Genomic DNA, 19,632 nt, shown 5'->3' on the forward strand with positions numbered 1-19,632 from the left:
CTTTTTCAACGATAGTTAGGAGTAAATAATATGAAGGATGTCTATCTACTTAGTGGATTTTTAGGAAGTGGGAAAACTTCTTTATTATCTCATTTAATCGAGCAATTGAAAGCAGAGGGTTTAAAGCCAGCAGTTATTATGAATGAATTAGGGAAATTACCTTTTGATAGCAAATCAGTGGACGAGGATGTTCCGATTAAGGAAATGCTTGAGGGATGTATTTGCTGCACAGGTGCTGAAAAGATGGAAGCACAGTTACAAATGCTATTAGAGGGTGAAGAATTCGATGTGCTTTTAATAGAAACAACTGGCGCAGCTCATCCTGTGGAAGCGATGGATGCCGTTTTATCTCCTTTTTTTGCAAGCAGATTGAATATGAAAGGTATTATAACGGTTGCAGATTGTAAGCGGTGGCTGGATCGAGACAAAATGTCTCCTCAAACACGAATGTTATTTTTAGAGCAGATTAAACATGCTCATTTAATAGTAGCAAATAAAGTAGATTTACTATCTGATGATGAAGTAGCTGCGGTGACGATGCAAATCCAAGGATTAAATAGTCATGCACCAGTTATTCAGTCTTCCAATGCTAAATTGCCATTAAAAATGATAACCAATCTAGAGGCTACTTTTCACGGGCAAGAGGTGAAGCAAGCGGCAATAGGGAAACAATTAACTTTATCTTCCCGTTTACACACCTTCACAGAGTCTATTGAGCAAGAAGAGTTTGAACAGTGGGTTAAAGGTCTTCCAGACACAGTTTATCGTATGAAGGGGTATGTTCCATTAAAAGGTTATAAAAACCCATATTTGTTTCAATATGCATATGGAATGGTGCAGTGGCTTCCAGAATACATTAAAATGGAGCCTCAGATCGTTATTATTGGTGAAAATGTGGAAACAATCGTTGTAATAGGAGATACTCTAAATGATTAAAGCATTTCAGGTACTTTATCAAAATAGGCAATCAGTTAGGGATATCCAAACGGAAGACGAGGTTAGAGCGATAATTCATTCGGAGCTATTAGATGAATTTACTCACCCTAGAGCGAGGTTATCTATACAAAAAAAGTATAGTTTAGCAATGGATCGGATTAATAATAGCGGGCTATCTGAAAATGAGCAGATAATGATGCATAATCTTTATAAAGAAGAATTTAAAAAACTGTCAACAGCAGATCATAGCTAATATTTTAGCAAAGTGGTTAAGTTATCCAAAAATCTTACCTAGAATAGTAGATTTGAAGGTATAAAAGTTTCATTTGGTTTCTTTGGAATATTTTATGTGAAAATTTCCGTCTATTTTGTGTTTACAATAAGGGAGCACAAAAGAAGGAGGAAATGAAACATGAATAAAAAACATACGATTATGGCTGGAATTTTAGCGAGTGGGTTATTACTCTCTGCCAATACTGCTAGCGCGTCTATGAATACCGGGTTTTCACCAACTGCTTCCGAGGCAAAGACATCCGTTATATATAAATGGGGAGCAACAAATAATGTTTCCGCACAAGTAAACTTGGATCATATTATGCAATTAACATTTGCACAGCTTCTAAATCTTCAAAATGCAAATAAGATTAATATAAACGAAGTAGAGAAAAAACCAGTAGCAATAGATAAAGAAGTAGTCAAGCCAACTGAACCAGTTAAAAAACCAGAAGTGGTTACTCCAGCTAAGCCTGTTGAAGAAAAACCAGAAGTGGTTACTCCAGCTAAGCCTGTTGAAGAAAAACCAGAAGTAAAAGCGCCAGTAGCGCCAATTGAACAAAAAGTAGAACAAGTACCAGTAGTACAAAAACCAACTCCTGAAGTAAAGCAAGAGGTAAAAGTTACTTCTGAAATTCAACAGGTTGTTGATTTAACTAACAAAGAACGTGCTAAAGCTGGATTGAAAGCACTTCAAATTGATACAAAACTTACGCAGTCAGCACAAGCAAAATCACAAGATATGAAAAATAAAAACTATTTTTCTCATACAAGCCCAACTTACGGATCACCATTTGATCAAATGAAGTCAATGGGAATTACGTATAAATCTGCAGCTGAAAATATTGCAATGGGTCAACGTAGTCCTCAAGAAGTAGTAGAAGGTTGGATGAACTCTCCAGGTCATAAAGCGAACATTATGAACGCTTCCTTTACGCATATTGGTGTAGGTTTATCGGATAGTGGTTATTATTGGACACAGCAATTCATCGGAAAATAATTAACATAAAAAACGACGCATATTTAGCGTCGTTTTTTTATTTGTAGTTTGGGGAATAATACCCCCCTAAGAGGCTGAATCATTTTGAAAAAAGCCGAATTCTCTCGCTCAGTGTCCACTTACTCTAACTAGAAAATGACTTACTCTAACTAGAAAATGACTTACTCTCGAACGGGATTTTTATTCATTTCTAGCTCACTGCTCTTTCATCTTCCTCTGTATATAAATTAGCCTTGCGGTTAGGGTAATTGCCCCTATAGACAGGCCTACAATCAATCCAATCCAATATCCGAAGCGCTCAAAAGATGTGTAGTTGGCTAATATATAACCGGTAGGTAAACCAATTATCCAGTAAGAAATGATTGCCATAATAAATGTCATTGTTACATCTTTATAGCCACGTAATGCTCCTTGGACTGGCGCTTGAATCGCATCAGATAGCTGGAAAAGTGCAGCAAATAAGAAAAATTGAACTGTCAATTCAATTACATAACGATCGTCCGTATACACAGCAGCAATTTGTTCTCTAAATAACAGTAAAATTGAAATAGAAACTATACTAAAACAAATGGCAGTTGCAACACTCAACCAGCTAAATGTTTTTGCGTCCGCGAATCGTTTCGCACCAATTTCATGTCCTACTAAAATTGTTGCTCCCATTGCGATGCTCAGTGGCACCATGTACAGCAGCGAGGTGAAATTCATCGCTATTTGGTGAGCAGATATAACCTCAGTAGAATATACACTCATAAGAATAGTGACGGCCGAGAATATAGTCGTTTCTGCAAAAAGAGATATTCCTATTGGAACTCCAATTTTCATTATTGCTCGTATTTTACCTAAAGAAGGTTTAGTCCATCCTTGGAGAATTTTTAAATGTGCAAAGGGACTGATGCGTACAACGATTATTATTGCGATCAGCAATATTAACCAATATGTAATAGCAGAGGCTAGACCTGCTCCGACACCACCAAGCTCTGGAAATCCGAGTTTCCCATATATAAATAAGTAATTTAAAGCAATGTTAATGGGGGCGGATAGTAATGTGATGAACATGGAAACTCTTGTTTTTCCTAAAGCGTCAATAAAAGATCGCAACACACTATATAAAAATAAAGGAATCAGTCCGATACTTAGCATGAACAAATATTTCTTTGCTACGATGCGTACACTATCTTCAAGAGGTATTAAGTTCAGTACTGGATCAATAAGCAAGAAAATACCGAGAAAAACGATAATTGCTAGTACTATTGCTATATAAAATGCTTGTTGAACAAAGGTACGTACATCTTTCTTCTTTTTTGCTCCTATCAATTGTGCTACAATTGGCGTAATGCCTATTAATATACCAGTTAAGGCGGTGTACACAGGCAACCATAAGGATGAACCGATAGAAACACCAGCTAAATGGTCAATACTATATTTACTTGTCATTAAAATATCAAAAAACGTCATTAAATAGAGTGCAACTTGTGTGATTAATATTGGCAATACGATTTTAATCATATATTTACTTTTTTCTGGTAGAGTTCTCATTTCGTGCATTTGGGCAGACATCCTTTAAAGTTATAAAATTAGTTAGGAGATTATAGATGAATAATAACACAATCATTTTAACGGGTGGGGGAACGGCTGGTCATGTTTCGTTAAATGAAGCCATTATACCCGAGTTAATAAAGAAAAGATATAATGTCCATTATATTGGTTCATATAATGGGATTGAAAAAACAATAATTGGTGAGAAGTTTCCGGAAATACCTTATCATTCTATTTCAAATGGAAAGTTAAGAAGGTATTTTTCTCTAAAAAATTTCTCTGATCCATTTAAAGTACTATATGGAACATTACAGGCACTAACGGTATTGAAAAAAGTGAAACCATCTCTCATATTTTCAAAAGGAGGCTTTGTTTCTGTTCCTGTAGTACTTGCGGCAAAACTTGCGAACATACCAGTTGTGATTCATGAATCAGATTTAACCCCAGGGCTAGCCAACAAAATAGCTTCATCGTTTGCGGAGCATATTTTCACAGTATTTGACGATACGGTAAAGCATTTGCCTGAAAGTAAAGCTTCATCGATAGGGGCAATACTACGTCCTGATTTATTTCACGGGGATGACAAAATTGCCGAACAGCTAACGGGCTTTGATGCAACGAAACAAACAATTATTATTATGGGCGGAAGTCAGGGCTCCGCGAAAATCAATGATGTTATTAAGCAAAATATTGAACAGTTAACTAGTAAATTTCAACTTATCCATTTATGCGGAAAAGGTAACCTAGATGAATCTTTAGTTGGAAAAACGAACTATATAGCATTTGAATATGTTACAAACGAACTGCCTCATCTGATGAAAATGTCTGATTTTGTCATTAGTCGAGCTGGCTCCAACTCTATTTTTGAGTTTCTAGAACTAAAAAAACCGATGTTACTCATTCCTTTATCCATACATGCGAGTAGAGGAGACCAAGTATTGAATGCCAAATACTTTGAGAAACAAGGATATGCTTATGTACTAGAAGAGGAAGATCTTACTGCAAGCACGTTTATCGATTCATTCCAACGCATGGTGGGCGAGAAGGAAGAAATGATTGATCGAATGTTCGAGGTAAACCCATCAAAGACACCGGAGCAATTTGTTGAGTTATTACTAACCTATCAAAAATAATACACTCCCGTCACTATTGTGAAGTGACGGGAGTTTTTTAGAAGAAAGTATGATTCAAGATTATTTGATACTTAACTTTGAAAAAATAAGGATGCTGGTTGGTTGTGATAGACGTCACAACCAACCAGCATCCCTAAAAAATCACTCCGTAATCTATATAGCGAAACGACTGTCCAAAGCACATCGAGAACTATAGGGACAGGTTTTTCTTACATTGCTTGCTCCTCTTCGTTTTCTTGTTGCATTAGTACTAAGTGGAAGAGGTCCTTTGGAATATAATATAAATCAAATACTTCCTCTTTCGCATTAATCTCTCTATAGATGGAAGGATGAGACTCATTGGCATTTAGTGCATAGCCTAATTTTTGAGTAGCGCGAATACTTTTGCTATTATTTTTACGAATTCGCAAAAATACAGTATGGATATCTAATTCAAAGAAAAGCTCCTGCAAAAATGATTCTTTTGCTTTTTTGTTATAGCCAAGACCTTGAAATGGACAACCTATCCATGTGCCTAAAAATCCTGCACCATCTTCAACATCGAAAAGATTAATCGTCCCGATTGGTTGACCAAAATCGCTTATAATTGTCCGAGAAATAACTGTTCCTTTTTCTTCTTCTTCCATTAACTGTTTCGTAATAAACCAGTATTCATCTGCCGAACTTGCTTTTTGTCGTACGAAAGGCAAAATGGTTGGATCTGACATAAGTTCATAAAGAGATGTACATTCGAATAAATCTCGTTTTTTTATCAAAAAAAGCGCCCCCTAAAAGAACCAATAAATGAGCAGAGTCATCCTAGTTCCCCTGAAATTTTTCACTTCATCGTGCATAAAAAATTTCGGGGTAGGAATCGAACCTACTAGGACCAGCTCAAAACTGGTGGCGCACCATTTGCCTTCCCTCGGCAAAGCGAACTTTGCCTTATAAAATTATTTGCATTAATAATATACTTTGTTTTTTCGTTTTTGCATAGTAGAAAGTTTTTTAAAAATAATTTAATTTTTGTAAAAAATATTTCAATTAATAAACGTAATTTACTTGTAACTTTCACCTTAAATACATATGATTAAACTAGCTTAGTATAGAACTTGATAGGAGTTATTAAATAGATGCCTCAATCCTTCTTAAACCATACTCAATTCCATTTATTATATGATTTAGCCGATGATTATGTGTTCTTTATGCGTAAGGTAGATTCTACTTATGTGTATGAGTTTATCAACAAAAAGGCCGAGGAGTTATTCTCGGAAAATCCTATAGGAAAATCGCTAGATGAATGCTTTAACGAATTTCACAATAAAACAATAGTCCAACATTATAATCGTGCATGCAAGCAGAAACAATCCGTTTGCTATCAGGATCATTATTGCGTTAAATCAGAAACATATATAAATGAGACTACAGCTATTCCTATTTTTGAAAATGGATATACGTATATTTTAGCCACAACAAAGGAAGTTTCCCGGACGGCACATATGCAAGAATCTATGTATGTTTTAGAGACTTTCCGCAAAGCTATTAATGAGGTTGCACTAGTTGCAATGACCAATGAAGATGGAGTAATTGAAGTAGTAAACGAATTATTCGAAACAACAACGAAGTTTAGCAAGGAAGAGTTAATCGGAAATACTTTCCATATGATTAATTCAAATTATCATGACGAGGCTTTTTTCGATAATATGTGGGAGGTAGTTAATAATGGAGGTATTTGGCATGGTCAAATACGTAATCGAACGAAATATGGCTCGTTCTATTGGGTAAACGCAATCGTTGTACCGATAAAAAATGATTTTGGACAAATTGAAAAGTTTTTAACAATTCAATTCGATAACACAGAAAAGAAACGTATGATGAGCGAACTACGAAATATTGAGCGCTCCTTCAAATTGATAACTGAACATTCCAATGATTTAATAGCTATAACGGATGCAGAAGGTTACTTACTTTACTCCTCACCTAGTCATGAAACAATCTTAAAGTATGATAAAGAAGAATTACTAGGTAGTTATTATTTTAATCTGATTACAGATCAATCGGAATTAGTAAATTACTCTAAGTTAGAACTGATAGAAAAGTACCGAGTGGAGCTACTTCTACAAACAAAGGATGGAAATTCTATTTGGACGGATACATCTATTACAACAGTAGAAAGTACAGTAGATGATGAGGAAGAAAAATGGTTTGTTATTGTATCTCGTGAAATTACAGAGAAACGGGCTTTGGAAGATCAACTGATGTTTATGGCATTTCATGACAGTTTAACTAGCCTGCCTAATCGACGTTCTTTTTATGAAGATTTTCCAGTTTCGATTTCGTCAGCAAGTGTTGAATTTCCAAATGTCGCATTACTCTATATAGATGGAGATAATTTTAAAGGCATTAATGATTTGTATGGACATGATGTGGGCGATCAGTTTTTAACGCATTTTGCGGATAATCTCCAGATTAGCTTAAACAACAAATACAATGTCTATCGTATTGGAGGCGATGAGTTTGTCGTCATTATTGATCGAATTGCAGATTATGTGAATGGTAGAAGTCAGACAGTCGATGAAATTGTCCTGGTAATTCAGCAAAACTTACGTAGAGGCTGGATAATAGATGACATTAATTTTTCGCCAACGTCATCTATCGGTATCGCTATTTTCCCAAATGATGGGTCTTCCACCGACGAACTATTAGATAATGCTGACCAAGCACTATATACTGCGAAGAAAAACGGGAAGAACAATTATATTTACATCAACGCCGTTCATACCTGATGGAACGGCTTTTTCTTCATGTAAAGTAAGCCAATAATGAGGTGGGTGAATTAATGATTCAACATATTCTTTTAATCGAAGATGAAGTAAATATTGCGAAGTTTGTGGAGCTAGAGTTACAGCATGAAAATTTTCAAGTCACTGTTTCACATGATGGTCGCGAGGGAGCAGATTTAGCTTTAAACCATGATTATGATCTAATGTTAATTGATGTCATGCTGCCAAGTCTTAATGGATTAGAGATTTGTCGAAGAGTTCGCAAAAAGAAAAATACACCTATTATTTTAATCACTGCAAGAGATGCGATTATTGATCGAGTATCAGGTTTAGAGGCAGGTGCTGACGATTATGTAGTGAAACCTTTTGCTATTGAGGAGCTATTAGCTAGAATTCGTGCAATTTTTAGAAGGGTTGAGCCTACTTTAGAAAGCAAAAAAAGTGAATTGACTATTAAAGGATTGGTAGTGGATCAAAAGGCACATCAGGTTTTCTATTCTGGAAAGGAAGTCGAACTAACTAAAACAGAATACGATATGCTTGTCTATTTAATGGAGAATTTTAATATGGTCTTGTCTAGAGATGCCATTTTGGAAAAAGTATGGGGATATGATGTAGAGGTTGAAACAAATGTTGTGGATGTATACATAAGGCATTTGAGAAAAAAACTCCCCTCTGAAATTGCAGCCACTATTGAGACAGTTAGAGGCGTAGGGTATGTTATGAGATGAAAAATAATCCATGGACTTTACAACGGAAATGGACATACGCATCCGCGATTTCCATCTTTTTAAGCTTCCTGATGATGTGTATTATACTATATTTTTCTCTCTTCAATTGGCTGCAAATCTCGGAGGAAAAAATTGCGCAAAATACATTGGATGAAGTTACGCACTTTTTTAAAGCAAATGGTCCCATTATCTCCATTCAGGATATTCAAAAAAACAGAACATTACTCAACCAATTGGTCAATCAAAAGCAATCTATTCGCGTGTTGAATCAAGATGGAATCGAAATTCTACGTATCAATGATGCTAGCGATTTTCCGAAATCGGCTTCGCTCCAAACAGAGGAATTTGTAAGAGAAGAAATCAATGGTAATGAAGTTTTTCATAAAGTAGCCGAAATAGACTTCGGTTTGTTTAAAGGGTACGTTCAAATCTCTCATAGTTTAGAAAGCTTTTCTCAACTTATGAATTATATATTAATTGCGATGGGCATATTCGCATTAATTGCGCTTGTGTTATCTGCACTAATTGGTTATATGTTATCCTCCGTATTGTTAAGACCTATGAAGGAACTACGGGATGAAATGCAACTGGCAAAACAAACAAAGTTTTCGAAAATAGTTAGCTTTCAATATGAAAAAGAAGATGAAATTGGAGAGCTTCTTAAAATTTACAAGGAACTGATGGATGAAGTATCCAAAACGATTACGAGACAGGATGAGTTTATTCACAATGTCTCACATGAATTGCGCACCCCGGTACAAGTGGTGGAGGGGCATTTATCATTATTAAATCGCTGGGGCAAAGAGGATCGCTCAATATTAGATGAGTCCCTAGAAATCTCTCTACACGAAATACAAAAAATGAAGCTTTTAATCGAAGAAATGTTAAAGTTAGCGAAAAATGAGCTTAGTAATAAGAAGGAATCTACTTCTGTCGTTTCTATCCTGCAACAGCTGCAACAATATTATTTGCAATTGTCACCAGAGGCAATAATCGATATTCAAGGACAGGAACAAGTAAAAGTACTCGTTCCTGCAACCGCACTAGAGCAAATATTGCGAAATTTAATCGAAAATGCGCTAAAATATAACGATAACCGACCTTATATAAAAGCAACCGTCCAAAATATCAGAAATCAGGTGCAAATAACGGTGGAAGATAATGGTGTTGGTATCCCAGAAGCTGCATTGTCTAAAATTTTTGAACGCTTTTACACGGTTGAGGAAGCAAGAACTAAAAATAATGGTGGTTCTGGCTTAGGGTTAAGTATAGTAAAAAGCTTGGTAATTGAATATGCTGGTACTATTTCTGTTACTAGTGAAGAGGGGAAAGGGTCAAAATTTTACATTTTATTCCCTAAATTTACAAGTGAATAATCATTCAGTGAGAAAGTCTAAAAAATAAGCCATTTTCCTAATTTTTTTGAAAAAAACCATTGTTTTTTTTTCCTATAGTAGTAAGATTGAGAGGGAAAAATTGTCCTTATATAAGGATAGTTTGTGACTATTTAAAAAAGTGGTAAACTATATACAGATATATGCATGGACTTTGTGTAGATATCATGAAACTTTTTTAACCATTAATAAGAATTTTTGATAAATGCCTAAAGGCACAAAATGTTGGAGGTTTTTTTAAATGTCGAACAATCGAACACCTTGGTCAGCTTTTTCTGGTCCTAACCTTGGTTATGTGATGGAGCAGTATGATGTATTTTTACAGTCTCCTGACGATGTAGATCCTGAATTAGTAGAGTTATTTCAGCAGTATGGTGCACCAAAGATTCCGACTTCAATATTAGCTAGCAGCTCTGGGACACAAGAAGTAGAGCCGAATAATATAGAGAAAGTGATTCATGCAATTCAGCTTGCAGACGCAATACGCACACATGGTCACTTAACGGCTAATATTTATCCATTAAATGATGGACCAAAAGAAGATTCGAAAATCAATCTAAGTACTTATGGTTTAACGGAACAAGATTTACGAGAAGTACCTGTTTCTTTTCTAATAAAAAATGCACCAGCAAATATTACGAATGGTTTGCAAGCAATTGAACATTTACGTTCTATGTATACAGATAAGATTGCATTTGAAATTGCTCATATTGTCAATTCAGATGAACGTGTTTGGCTACAAGAAAAGATTGAAAATGGTGCTATAAAAGAAAAACTTTCAGCTGAAGACAAAAAACAATTACTTAAACGTTTAACACAGGTAGAAGGATTTGAAAAATTCATTCACCGTACGTTTGTAGGAGCAAAACGTTTTTCTATCGAAGGTTTAGATTCTTTAGTTGTATTAATGGATGAGTTAGTTCGTCAATCAGATTTAACAAACACAAAACAAGTTAATATTGGGATGGCTCACCGTGGTCGTTTAAATGTGCTGACACATGTTCTAAACAAGCCTTATGAAATGATGTTTGCAGAATTTGCACATGTTCCTACTGACTCATTTTTACCAAAGGATGGTTCGCTGAAACTTTCTGAGGGATGGTTTGGAGACGTAAAATATCATAAAGGAGCAAGTTATCTTTCACATTCAGGTTTAAAAGTGAAACTTGCGTATAATCCTTCGCATTTAGAAGTTGTAAGTCCAATTGTAACGGGTCAAACCCGTGCTGCACAAGAAACAACTGACGCACCTGGATACCCTATTCAGGACAAAAACGCTGCTTTTGCTATTCTTGTACATGGCGATGCTGCTTTCCCAGGACAAGGAGTAGTAACCGAAGTATTAAACTATAGTAGAGTTCGTGGATTCCAAACTGGTGGTTCAATCCATATTATTGCGAATAATATGATTGGTTTCACTACGGAACATTATGATTCTCGTTCAACTAATTATTCTTCTGATCCTGCAAAAGGGTATGAAGTACCTGTTATTCATGTAAATGCAGATGATCCAGAAGCAGTGATTGGTGTTGCAAAATTTGCACATGAATACCGCCAAAAGTTTGGAAAAGATATTGTTATCGACTTGTTAGGCTATCGCCGCTATGGTCATAACGAAATGGATGAGCCATTAGTTACGAATCCAACAATGTACCATTCGATTCATAAGCATCCAACTGTTCGTGAATTATATGGTCAGCAATTAGTGGAAGAGAGCTTAATTGAATCTTCAGAAGTAAAAACTTTAGACGAATCGATTTTCGCTGAAATGCAACAAGCTTATGATCGTGTGAAGGAGCTTCCGCCATCCACTGTTCATGATATCGTGATACCACAAGTAGTATTAGATGGGATGCCAGAAATTCAAACTGGGGTAGAAGAAAGCAAGCTTGCCAAAATAAATGAAGAGCTACTTACTTGGCCAGCAGACTTTAGTGCATTTAAAAAGCTTGAAAAAATATTAAAACGTCGTGAAGAGCCATTCAAAGGTAAAGGTAAAGTTGATTGGGGTCATGCTGAAACTCTTGCATTTGCAACTATTCTACAAGAAGGTAATTCTATTCGTTTGACTGGTCAGGATGCACAACGTGGGACATTCTCTCATAGACATTTAGTGCTTCATGATGAGAAAACCGGAGCAGAATTAACACCAATTCACGCAATCAGTGATGGAAAAGCATCTTTCGTCGTGCACAACAGTCCACTGACAGAAGCTGCAATTTTAGGGTATGAATTCGGCTATAATTTAGAAGATAATAATTCTTTAACTATTTGGGAAGCACAATACGGCGATTTCGCTAATATGGCTCAGGTTATGTTCGATAACTTTATCAGTTCAGCGAGAGCTAAATGGGGTCTTAAATCGGGCTTGGTTATGCTATTGCCACATGCTGCTGAAGGACAAGGTTCTGAGCACTCTAGTGCCCGTTTAGAACGTTATTTACAATTAGCAGCTGAAAATAACTGGACGGTTGCCAATCTTTCAAGTGCGGCTAACTATTTCCACATTTTACGCAGACAAGCAAAAATGTTAAAAGAAGATGCTATTCGTCCGTTAATAATTGTTTCGCCAAAATCATTATTACGTCATCCTCTAGTTGGAGCTGATGTAGCTGATTTGAGTTCTGGTCAATTTGAAACAGTTGTTGAGCAACCAGGTTTAGGTCAACAAACAGACAAAGTAGAGAAAATTATCTTTGTTAGTGGTAAACTTGCAATAGACTTAGCAGACAAAGTAAAAGATGGTGCAGGTTTCGATCATCTTCACATAGTACGTGTTGAACAGCTTTATCCGTTCCCACAAGAAAAGATTCAAGCTATTGTGGCACGTTTCCCAAATGCGAAACAATTAGTTTGGGCTCAGGAAGAACCTCAAAACATGGGGTCTTGGAACTTTGCTCTACCATATCTACTAGAAATAGCAGAAGATCAAGAAATTACTTATGTAGGTCGTGTGCATAGAGCAAGTCCTGCTGAAGGTGATGGAGATACGTATAAAGTAGAACAAGCACGTATTATTGAAGAAGCTTTAAAAGACTTATAAGATAGGATTAGACATAGAGGAGGAAATTCAAGTGGCAGACATTATTGTTCCAGAATTAGCAGAATCGATTACAGAGGGTACTATTGCACAGTGGTTAAAACAACCAGGTGATACAGTTGCAAAAGGTGAGTTCATTGTTGAACTTGAAACAGATAAAGTAAACGTAGAAGTTATTTCCGAGGAAGCTGGAGTAGTTAGTGAACTTTTAGCTGCTGAAGGAGATACTGTTCAAGTAGGGCAAGTAATCGCAGTAGTTGGTGCGGGTTCAGGTGCATCTGCATCAGCTCCATCGTCACAACCGGAAGCAAAAGAAGAGGTTAAAGCTCCTGAGGCGCCTAAGGCAGCACCAGTTGCAGAAGAAACTTCAACTGAGCAAGACCGTACAATCGCTAGTCCTGCAGCGCGCAAATTAGCTCGTGAAAAAGGCATTAACTTAAGCGACATTTCACCAGTGGATCCAATGGGTCGCGTACGTGTACAAGATGTTTCAGTTCATGGCTCTGCACCAGCACCTTCAAAAGCAGTACCAGCTCCAGCGGCTAGTGCAGCTAAAGAAGATGATGGTCGTACAACTCGTGAGAAAATGTCTCGTCGTCGTCAAACAATCGCTTCTCGTTTATTAGAAGTAAGACAAAATACTGCAATGCTTACAACTTTCAATGAAATTGATATGACGAATGTGATGGCATTGCGTTCACGTAAAAAAGATCAATTCTTTGAAGAAAATGATGTACGTCTTGGTTTTATGTCGTTCTTCACAAAAGCTGTAGTAGCTGCACTTAAAAAATATCCATATGTAAACTCTCAAATTGATGGAACAGATATCGTGAAAAATAACTTCTTTGATATTGGTATCGCAGTTTCTACAGAAGGTGGTCTAGTAGTTCCGATCGTTCGTGATGCAGACCGTAAAAACTTCGCAGAAATCGAAGCTAATATTGGAGAACTAGCTAAAAAAGCTCGTGATAACAAATTAGCACTATCTGATATGTCTGGTGGTTCTTTCACTATCACTAATGGTGGGGTATTTGGATCATTGATGTCCACTCCTATCTTAAACGGTACGCAAGTAGGTATACTAGGGATGCACACAATCCAAAAACGTCCAATCGCTGTTGGAAATGAAGTTGAAATCCGCCCAATGATGTACATTGCATTATCTTATGACCACCGTGTTATTGATGGTAAAGATTCAGTAGGTTTCTTGAAAACAGTTAAAGAATTACTGGAAAACCCAGAAGACTTATTACTAAATAGTTAATATTAAAAGACTCCCATAATATTGGGAGTCTTTTTTGAATAATAAAATCTAGACAATAATACTACTGATTTTTGTTACAGGTGGGGTACCTAGGCTAGAGCACCACCTCTCTTATGGGAAGGCAACCTAAGTTCTCCACGTCCTGCGGCAACGATTGGATAATCCATCATCCTGTTGGCCACCGCCGAAGTCGCCACCTTATACTATTATCCATATAGTGAGTAGTACTCTGCTATAAGAATGAGTATGGCTTATCGCTATGATAAAAAGGTTGTCCAGTTTTTTAGGAATTAACAAAGCCAATGAAAGATAAAGACTAATTATTATTGTTGATTGGAGCGCAGGGCAACAGGTACATGAGCTGAAGACCCTAGACTGATCGTAGCTAAAATCTTTTTTGCGACGAGCTTGGCCAGGAGCAAGGGAAGTCGCTGAAACTATGCCTGCGAAAGCGTCCGACTGAGCGGCAATCAACCGCATAGCTAGGTTTTGTTCTAAAAGGACCGGGAGTTTTTTACATGATTGCATATTTCGCAAATATACAGTTTTGAATTGGTTTGTTGCAAATTAATGAAACTTAAATTATTTTAGAACGTACCATAATATGTAATTACTGTTTCTACTTAATGGCAGAATGTTTAATATGGGGGTTTTCATCTGATTTGGGTAAACTTTGCATTAATTGTGTTGATTGTGTTTGTTATAAATTCTTTATTTAAGTTACTTTTAAGAAAATCATTTAATATCGAGAAAGAAAAAAAGTCTTTTTATCCTAACAAACATTTTAACGAATGGCATAGGAAAATTGATTGGTTTATCAGAATTACTTCCTTAATTGCATTTATATTTACTACGAACTTAATCTTTATCGAAGGTTATTCGATAAACGTTTTACTAATAACCTCTTTTTTCTACATTGGAATAGATTATTTTGTAAGGGCATTTTTTGAACGTAAATTTTCGAGGAACACAAAACAATATATACTAACTATTAGTGAAGGGATTATAATTATGCTTGCCCTATTTATAGTCTTTAAGTTTGATTTACTAGTTTAATGACAATTATTTTAATATCAAAAATATAAGTTGATTTTCCTTGTTTCCATTCTGCGATAAATTCTTAAATATATTAACCCTCTTTTGATGAAATGTAATTTCATAATAAGATCAAATTCGTCACTTGCCCATCTTCATTCCATTGATTTATGATTATTGAAAAAGGATATTGTTCAATTTCAATTTTTAAGTTCTCAACATTTTTGACATCTGGAGGTTCTTCTTTAATCTCTAAAATTATTAAGTTTCATGCTTCCGAATAGATCCTGAGTAACCTATTAAATTATTATTTAAATATAACATATATTGATAATTATAAACCTTTACTTCATAAAATCTTTAGCAATCTTTTCACGTTGTAGAGAATGATGATTAATTAACTGCTACAGTATTCGAAAAAATAACGAAGGGGTGTGACTTGGCACGGCCCCTTCATCATAGTTTATATATGTAGCCTATGTTTGTCCAAGTCCGCATAGGCGCTTTCATTTTTTCTGTGTAACATAGAAGTTGCAATGAGAGATGATGCATTTAATAAAAACATGCTCATAGGAACTAAGAGGTTTTTGCTTTCGGTGCTCTTTTTCTTGTCGTTGGTTTTTTCTGTTTTGTTTTATCAAGAGAAGCTTGAAGTGCAGACATTAGATCGGTCACATTTGATGGTAATTCTGTCTGTTTTTCGCTAGTCGTTACTACATGGTTTCCAGCCTTTTTCTCTTCAATCAGTTCCATTAAGTCAGTTCGATATTCGTCCGTGTATTTTTCTGGATCGAACGCTGTAGTTAATTGGTCAACTAGCATAAGCGCCGTATCAAGTTCTTTTTTTACGACCGTTTGTTCAGAAGGAATATTCGGAACATCTGCGGTACTACGAACTTCATCGGGGAAATGAATAGTTTCCATGATTAACGTTTCCTTATAAACGCGTACAATTGCTAATTGCTCCTTTGAACGTATCATAATTTTCGCAACGCCTATTTTACCTGACTCCTGTAATGCTTCCCTTAAAAGAGAGTATGCTTTACTACCACCACTATCTGGGGCCATAAAGTAACTGCGCTCAAAGTAAATGGGATCTATTTCTTCTAATTTTACAAAATCTATTATTTCTACAGCCTTATCCTCATTTTCTTTTTTAAGTTTTTCTAATTCTTCTACATCTAAAATAACAAATTTGTTTTTAGAGTATTCATATGCCTTGACGATATCCTCATTCTTCACCTCTTGCTTGCAGCCTTCACATACCTTCGCATAGCTTATTGGGGTATGACATTCCTTGTGGAGCTGACGCAATTTAATATCCTTATTTTCTGTTGCTGCATGAAGCTTTATGGGAATATTAACCAATCCAAAACTAATACTTCCTTTCCATACTGTATGCATTATGCTCACCACTTTTTCTTTTTCTTCTTACTATGCAATCTTTTCTTTCTTTTATGTATCAAATGTACATCTTATATGAAAACTAAAGAAAAACAGTGGAAGTAGGAAGAAAAATGTTGCCAATGCTTTTAACTGCTTCAACGGAAATCCCTGTAGGAAAAGAATGGCTGTATGAAACAAAATATGATGGGTTCCGATGCATTTTACACTGGGACAATGAGCCATTACTTAAAAGTAGAAACGGTAAATTACTAAATGATGTATTTCCGGAGATTATAAGCTACTGTCATGAAATTTATAGCGAAATCAAATCCTTTTTACCACTAACGTTGGATGGAGAGTTAGTCTATTTAATAAATAACTTTCAAAGTGACTTTTCTAAAGTGCAGGTAAGAGGTCGTATGCGAAATAAAGAGAGCATTATTAAAAATGCACAAACATTTACCTGTCATTATGTAGCTTTTGATTTGCTGCAATATAATGGGAAGGATTTAACTAACCTTTCTTTAACTAAGCGAAAGCAGCAAATGGGGCGACTCTTTACTAAAATTCAGCTTCCCGTTTCTATAAACTATCAGGATACAAAAAGATTGCAGTCTATTGATGTTTTTGAGGACAATACTCAATTATGGGATAAAATAATCGCAAATAATGGGGAAGGGTTAATCGCTAAACAAAAGAATAGTACATGGAATAGCGCACAGCGTACAACTACGTGGTTAAAAATAAAAAACTGGAGATATATTAGTGTCATTTTAACGAAATACGATAAAGGTAATGGTTTTTTTCACGGTGCAGTTTATCAGAATGATCTTTTAGTAGAAGTCGTAACGTTTCGTCATGGACTATCCGAAATGGAGCAAAATACATTAATGGCCATATTTCAAAAGAATGGGACAAAACTAACCAATAATATTTGGGTAATTGAACCGTCCATTTGCGTGGAAATTGCTTGTATTGATTTTGATGGCAAAAAATTAAGGGAACCAAGGTTTCATTCGTTTAATTTGAATAAAGAAATACAGGATTGTAATTGGCAACAAATGCACAAACAGTTATATCCTTTACCACCAAGTACAAAGGTGACTCATCCAGATAAACCTATTTGGCCTGATATAGGGATACAAAAAGATGACTACCTTTTGTACCTGCAACGAATATCTCCTTACTTTTTACCTTTTCTAAAGGATAGGCTTCTAACAATTATTCGGTTTCCACATGGAGTAACAGGAGAAAGTTTCTATCAGAAAAACAGTCCGGATTATATACCTGATTTTGTTAAGACAAAGCAAATGGACGATATTAGCTATATTATGTGTAATGATTTAGAAACCTTACTTTGGTTAGGGAACCAACTAGCATTGGAATTTCATATTCCTTTTCAAACAGTAAATACGGAAAATCCAACCGAAATTGTATTCGACTTAGATCCGCCATCAGTTGATGAATTTTCACTCGCTGTGGAAGCTGCTCTTCGAATGAAAGTAATATTTGATCAGTTTCAGCTTAAATCTTTTGTGAAAACCTCAGGAGGAAAAGGCATTCAACTCTATATACCACTAGTGGAAAATAGCTTCTCATATGATGAGACAGGTATTTTCACTAAATTTGTGTGTGAGTTTTTAGTGGAGCAGGATCCGAAATGGTTCACTACGGAGAGGTTGAAAAAGAATCGAGGGAATAAATTGTATTTAGATTATGTTCAACATAAGGAAGGTAAGACGATAATCGCACCGTTTTCACCAAGGGGTAATAAGTTGGGGCTGATCGCAACCCCGCTTAAATGGGAGGAGGTTAGAGCGTCATTAAAGCCGGATATATTCTCGATTCCATTCGTAATAGATCGTATAAAAAACGAGGGGAATCCCTTTCAGGCTTTTCGAGATGATTTAGAACAAGAGAATTTTGCGATTGTATTAAAGCAATTGAAAGAACTAATAAAAAAATGATTAATTGAAAAAAGTTGTCTTGAATCGTATACTAGTTATAAAGGACGTGGTTAAATGATACATACGAATTGGGCTACAAAGCCAACTATTAAAACAGTGACTTGTACACAAACAGATGCTAAAAAATTTCTTGTGAGCAATGTCCTTACCGTTGGAAAATCATATGAAGTTAAAAATGAAACAGAAGAATTTATATTTGTAATTGACAACACAGGCAAAGTTGGAGGCTACTACAAAGAATATTTTCAATAAAAACCGATGATGATTTCATCGGTTTTTTTCATAAGGAGACAAGAGCATAATATGAAAGAAATCGTATTGGAAGAACAACAAATCAGACTAAAACGAGGACATTCTGAACAAGATAAAGCTTTGATTGGTGCGGGTGGATATCTTTCGCCAGAAGAACATTTACTAGAGGATGTCCTTATTGCTGTTTCATTAAAAAAACCGGTACTATTGAAAGGTCCAACAGGAGCAGGGAAAACAAAGCTTGCCGAAACAGTTTCGGCGTTTTTTTCGCAGCCTGTTCAAAGTATAAACTGTTCGGTTGACTTAGACGCAGAGGCTTTGCTAGGTTTTAAAACAATCGTGACAAATGATGGAGTAAGTACTATTGATTTTGTAGATGGACCAGTAGTGGAGGCGATGAAAAAAGGTCATATTTTATATATCGATGAGATTAATATGGCGAAATCAGAGACGCTTCCCATTTTGCATAGTGTTCTAGATTATAGAAGAATGCTTACAAACCCTTTTACTGGAGAAGTAATAAAAGCGCATCCCGATTTTTCCGTTATTGCAGCAATCAATGAAGGATATATAGGTACCACTCCTATGAATGAAGCATTGAAAAACCGTTTCGTTTCGTTTGCAATTCCCTATATATCCGGTGAGCATCTTGAAAAACTATGGGAAGAAATGTTTCCTGAAGCACCGAAGGCTTTACATACACTTATGCTGAATCTAGCAGGTGATTTAATGGAACAAGTGAAACAAGGATTGCTATCAGAGGAAGCCGCATCCATTAGAAGTTTGCTTTATGCTACTGAATTGGCGCAATATATGGAGCCAATCAGAGCCATTACGTATGCCATTGCGGAAAAGCTAGAGGATGACCAAGAAAAACAGCTTGTTTTAGCATTGGCCTCTTCTTGGATCAAGTGAGGGAGATA

Annotated in this window: 16 protein-coding genes; 13 read left to right on the forward strand and 3 right to left on the reverse strand. The window is 35.9% G+C overall.

The window, feature by feature from the left end; translation table 11 throughout:
• Window positions 1-30 precede the first annotated feature (30 nt).
• The 3 genes from ACIQX2_RS08110 (at window position 31) to ACIQX2_RS08120 (ending at window position 2,209) form a co-directional block, all read left to right on the forward strand.
• Window positions 31-936: a CobW family GTP-binding protein gene (locus ACIQX2_RS08110; RefSeq protein WP_402848364.1), complete on the forward strand. Its 906-nt coding sequence runs from the start codon at window positions 31-33 to the stop codon at window positions 934-936.
• Window positions 929-1,189 carry a hypothetical protein gene (locus ACIQX2_RS08115; RefSeq protein WP_402848367.1) on the forward strand — a complete coding sequence of 87 codons (261 nt, stop codon included), beginning with the start codon at window positions 929-931 and terminating at the stop codon, window positions 1,187-1,189. The genes ACIQX2_RS08110 and ACIQX2_RS08115 overlap by 8 nt, the downstream gene beginning before the upstream one ends.
• Window positions 1,190-1,348: 159 nt before the next feature.
• Entirely contained in the window at window positions 1,349-2,209 is an 861-nt protein-coding gene (locus ACIQX2_RS08120; RefSeq protein WP_402848370.1) for a CAP domain-containing protein, read from the forward strand.
• Window positions 2,210-2,404: 195 nt separating this feature from the next.
• Here the strand turns inward: ACIQX2_RS08120 and ACIQX2_RS08125 are convergent, their stop codons facing one another.
• Window positions 2,405-3,754 (reverse strand): MATE family efflux transporter, encoded by a 1,350-nt coding sequence (locus ACIQX2_RS08125; RefSeq protein WP_402848373.1) that lies wholly within the window; start codon window positions 3,752-3,754, stop codon window positions 2,405-2,407.
• Between the two features lie 47 nt (window positions 3,755-3,801).
• On the opposite strand from ACIQX2_RS08125, the gene ACIQX2_RS08130 reads away from it, so the two are divergent.
• Window positions 3,802-4,878: an undecaprenyldiphospho-muramoylpentapeptide beta-N-acetylglucosaminyltransferase gene (locus tag ACIQX2_RS08130; protein ID WP_402848377.1), complete on the forward strand. Its 1,077-nt coding sequence runs from the start codon at window positions 3,802-3,804 to the stop codon at window positions 4,876-4,878.
• A gap of 209 nt (window positions 4,879-5,087) precedes the next feature.
• Here ACIQX2_RS08130 and ACIQX2_RS08135 read toward each other — a convergent pair whose 3' ends face one another.
• A complete protein-coding gene (locus ACIQX2_RS08135) occupies window positions 5,088-5,633 on the reverse strand; it encodes a GNAT family N-acetyltransferase (protein ID WP_402848380.1) in 546 nt (181 codons plus the stop codon).
• 357 nt (window positions 5,634-5,990) lie between these two features.
• On the opposite strand from ACIQX2_RS08135, the gene ACIQX2_RS08140 reads away from it, so the two are divergent.
• From ACIQX2_RS08140 to ACIQX2_RS08165, 6 genes are all read left to right on the forward strand, one after another.
• Window positions 5,991-7,643, forward strand: coding sequence for a sensor domain-containing protein (locus tag ACIQX2_RS08140; protein ID WP_402848383.1), 1,653 nt, complete (start codon window positions 5,991-5,993; stop codon window positions 7,641-7,643).
• Between the two features lie 53 nt (window positions 7,644-7,696).
• Window positions 7,697-8,371, forward strand: a complete 675-nt coding sequence (locus ACIQX2_RS08145) for a response regulator transcription factor (protein ID WP_402848386.1) — start codon at window positions 7,697-7,699, stop codon at window positions 8,369-8,371.
• A complete protein-coding gene (locus ACIQX2_RS08150) occupies window positions 8,368-9,747 on the forward strand; it encodes a HAMP domain-containing sensor histidine kinase (protein WP_402848390.1) in 1,380 nt (459 codons plus the stop codon). Before ACIQX2_RS08145 ends, ACIQX2_RS08150 begins: the two co-directional genes overlap by 4 nt.
• A gap of 259 nt (window positions 9,748-10,006) precedes the next feature.
• Entirely contained in the window at window positions 10,007-12,808 is a 2,802-nt protein-coding gene (locus ACIQX2_RS08155) for a 2-oxoglutarate dehydrogenase E1 component (RefSeq protein ID WP_402848393.1), read from the forward strand.
• Window positions 12,809-12,839: 31 nt separating this feature from the next.
• Window positions 12,840-14,069 carry a 2-oxoglutarate dehydrogenase complex dihydrolipoyllysine-residue succinyltransferase gene (gene odhB, locus ACIQX2_RS08160; RefSeq protein ID WP_402848396.1) on the forward strand — a complete coding sequence of 410 codons (1,230 nt, stop codon included), beginning with the start codon at window positions 12,840-12,842 and terminating at the stop codon, window positions 14,067-14,069.
• Between the two features lie 693 nt (window positions 14,070-14,762).
• Window positions 14,763-15,125, forward strand: coding sequence for a DUF4181 domain-containing protein (locus ACIQX2_RS08165; RefSeq protein ID WP_402848400.1), 363 nt, complete (start codon window positions 14,763-14,765; stop codon window positions 15,123-15,125).
• A 555-nt stretch (window positions 15,126-15,680) separates the two neighbouring features.
• Here the strand turns inward: ACIQX2_RS08165 and ku are convergent.
• Window positions 15,681-16,508 carry a non-homologous end joining protein Ku gene (gene ku / locus ACIQX2_RS08170; protein WP_402848403.1) on the reverse strand — a complete coding sequence of 276 codons (828 nt, stop codon included), beginning with the start codon at window positions 16,506-16,508 and terminating at the stop codon, window positions 15,681-15,683.
• A gap of 113 nt (window positions 16,509-16,621) precedes the next feature.
• Here ku and ACIQX2_RS08175 point away from each other — a divergent pair, with 113 nt between their 5' ends.
• The 3 genes from ACIQX2_RS08175 to ACIQX2_RS08185 are packed head-to-tail and all read left to right on the forward strand — an operon-like array spanning window position 16,622 to window position 19,624.
• Window positions 16,622-18,457 (forward strand): DNA ligase D, encoded by a 1,836-nt coding sequence (locus tag ACIQX2_RS08175; RefSeq protein ID WP_402848406.1) that lies wholly within the window; start codon window positions 16,622-16,624, stop codon window positions 18,455-18,457.
• Between the two features lie 54 nt (window positions 18,458-18,511).
• Window positions 18,512-18,709 carry a DUF6501 family protein gene (locus tag ACIQX2_RS08180; RefSeq protein ID WP_093061008.1) on the forward strand — a complete coding sequence of 66 codons (198 nt, stop codon included), beginning with the start codon at window positions 18,512-18,514 and terminating at the stop codon, window positions 18,707-18,709.
• Between the two features lie 51 nt (window positions 18,710-18,760).
• Window positions 18,761-19,624 carry an AAA family ATPase gene (locus ACIQX2_RS08185; RefSeq protein WP_402848410.1) on the forward strand — a complete coding sequence of 288 codons (864 nt, stop codon included), beginning with the start codon at window positions 18,761-18,763 and terminating at the stop codon, window positions 19,622-19,624.
• The last annotated feature ends 8 nt before the right edge of the window (window positions 19,625-19,632 follow it).

The organism is Psychrobacillus sp. NPDC096623 (assembly GCF_044762655.1).
In the GTDB taxonomy this organism is placed as follows: domain Bacteria; phylum Bacillota; class Bacilli; order Bacillales_A; family Planococcaceae; genus Psychrobacillus.